The organism is Mesotoga infera, assembly GCA_011045915.1.
GTDB lineage: Bacteria > Thermotogota > Thermotogae > Petrotogales > Kosmotogaceae > Mesotoga > Mesotoga infera_D.
In genome coordinates, this window is the sequence record DSBT01000058.1 from 1 (window position 1) to 1,709 (window position 1,709).

Sequence of the window (1,709 nt, forward strand, 5' to 3'; positions counted from 1 at the left end):
TGATCTAATGAGTCTCGAAAAGCGTTTCTCTCTAAGCGAAGCTTCATCTCAGACTCAAAGCGTCTTCTCGCTCCAGCATTCTCTGTTCAAGAACAAGATCCTGACCAGTAGCATTGCCAGCTACGTGAAGGAATGTTATCCCTTGAGGTTGCCCTGCTGAGCGCCTCTTTGGTCATCCCGTGATGTTTCTGCACGGGATCTCGCTCCTGAGAACCGCTGTACGTAGTAATGCTCCTCTCGTTATCTCACAATCACCCGTTCTCATCCTCTGATGAGCAAAGCAAGTTCTCTCTTGTTCTCTATATCTGCCACTTGACTTATGACTGATCATATTGCTATAATTCGGTCAGTGAATGAATAATAAAGGAGCGACTATGGATCTTTCCGAGTTTTCATTTTTCAATCCGTCTCCAAATTTCAGAGAGATGAGTATTCTGAAGGCCCTGACTGAGAGTTCTTCCGTCTCTCAGGAGAGGCTCGCCCGAATTGCCGGTATCGTTCCCAGTATGGTCAACAAGTACATAAGAGACTTCGAAGATTCCCACCTAATTCAGAAAGAGGGCGACAACCGGAGGAACATGCGGTACGAGCTGACTGAAGCGGGTAAATTCAGGCTGCAGTATCTGACTGTTCTTTACCTCAAAGAAGCGGCGAAGCTCTACACGGAATCGCGAGAGATATTTGGAGAGGTTCTCGACACGATCAAAGAGAGTGAACATGAGAGCTTCTATCTTTACGGCGCCGGGATTATCGGAGGCATTCTTGCAGATGTCCTCAGAACCGAAGGAGTCAAGATTATCGGTTTCATCGACGATTCGCAAGCGAAGCAAAACGGAACATTCCACGATCTTCATGTGTTTTCACCAGAAGAAGTAAAAAGCGATGAGGAAACCGCGATGATCGTCGCGTCATTCAGACATGCAAGCAACATAGTCAAGAACGCAAAAGAAAAGGGAATGAAAAACGTAATGGTATTCACAATATCCAAGTTAGGCAAAGTTGAACTGGAACAGCTTGAGTAACGAGAAAAATCATTTTCGAGAGGGCGAGATGACGAGAGTTACGTTTCTGAGGCGAATTATCGGCGTAGATTTCCAATAAGGAGAATGTGATTCTAATCTCCTCATCCGTTTGAAATCTCGGCTCCGTGTTCTCCAAGTGCAGGCGTCCTCTCGACAGAAACATGGAGGTTCTATGCATATACCACTATTCGATTTGACAAGGCAATACAACGAGTTAAGAGAAGAGGTTCTCCAGGAGATAGACGAGGCGCTTCTGGGCGGAAGGGTGATTCTAGGTGAAGCTGTAAGAGAGCTGGAACAAGGCGTAGCAGATCTAATTGGAGTAAAGCATGCGATTGGAGTTGCAAATGGATCAGATGCTCTCCTGATTGCCGTGGCTGCTCTCGGAATAGGCCCAGGAGACTATGTAATTACAACTCCCTATACCTTCTTCGCTACCGTCAGCTGTATTACCAGAAACGGTGCTACCCCTCTTTTCGCGGATATCGACCCGGTAACTTACAACATCGACCTTGACAAGGTCGAAGAACTGCTGCAAACCCATCCCGATAGAGAAAAGATCAAAGCGATAATCCCGGTTCATCTCTTTGGCCAGTCTATGAATCTTGAGAGACTCCAAAACATAGGAGAGATATACGGAGTTAAGATAATCGAAGACTGTGCACAGTCGATTGGGGCAAGATGGAA

The 1,709-nt window shown here is 46.2% G+C and carries 2 protein-coding genes; both read left to right on the forward strand.

Features of this window, described 5'->3' with window-relative positions; translation table 11 throughout:
* Positions 1 to 374 precede the first annotated feature (374 nt).
* Positions 375 to 1,022, forward strand: coding sequence for a winged helix-turn-helix transcriptional regulator (locus tag ENN47_01925; protein HDP76945.1), 648 nt, complete (start codon positions 375 to 377; stop codon positions 1,020 to 1,022).
* Positions 1,023 to 1,194: 172 nt separating this feature from the next.
* A partial coding sequence (locus ENN47_01930; GenBank protein ID HDP76946.1) for an aminotransferase class I/II-fold pyridoxal phosphate-dependent enzyme occupies positions 1,195 to 1,709 on the forward strand: 515 nt, incomplete at its 3' end.